1 protein-coding gene is annotated in these 602 nt (G+C 50.8%); it reads right to left on the bottom strand.

From position 1 onward, the window contains the following. The coding region (locus tag ACR0EL_RS22520; protein ID WP_480502358.1) for an adenylate/guanylate cyclase domain-containing protein at positions 1-602 on the bottom strand (602 nt) is incomplete at both ends.

Raw genomic sequence — 602 nt, 5'->3', positions numbered from 1 at the left:
AACATCCAAAGGCGGTTTTTGAAACCCGTCTCGTCTGGTGTTGAGAGCGTTCAAACCACTCAGCACACTCTGCGCTGCAAGAGCCGCCATTCTGCAGCGGTCGGCATGGTCTTTTTGCGCTTCAATAGTAAAGATCGACAGGATGCCATCGCCCATGAACTTGAGGACGTCTCCACCGTTGTCCTCTACGGCTTTAACCACCAGATCAAAATAGTCGCTAAGCGTGTCGAAGATATCTTCTTCCGGAGAGGTCTCGGAAAGTGCTGTAAAGCCTCGCAGATCAGAGAACATCACCACGGCATCCAAAGTTGTTCGCTCTCCGCGCTTTATATTGCCGCTCCAGACGGCCTCGGAAGGTCCATCTCCTAAATAAGTTCGAAGCAGACCTTTAGACGATTTTCGCATCGTGACAGGTTCCAAGGCAGAAGAAAGGGCCGGTAAGGCCGCTTCAATCAGCCTAAGATGTTCGGGCGAGAATCCATCCTTTGCCTGAGTAACGAACGTACATCCATGCAGCGATCCATCGCCGTAATAGAGCAAAGTAGCGTAGTAGTCTGTGCCGCCCTGCTCTGCAAATTCAAGATAGGATGAATGCTCTGTTT

This window comes from Ruegeria sp. AH12, from assembly GCF_056541465.1.
Note: the sequence above shows the minus strand (reverse complement) of the source record. Positions and strands in the feature narration are given on the sequence as shown.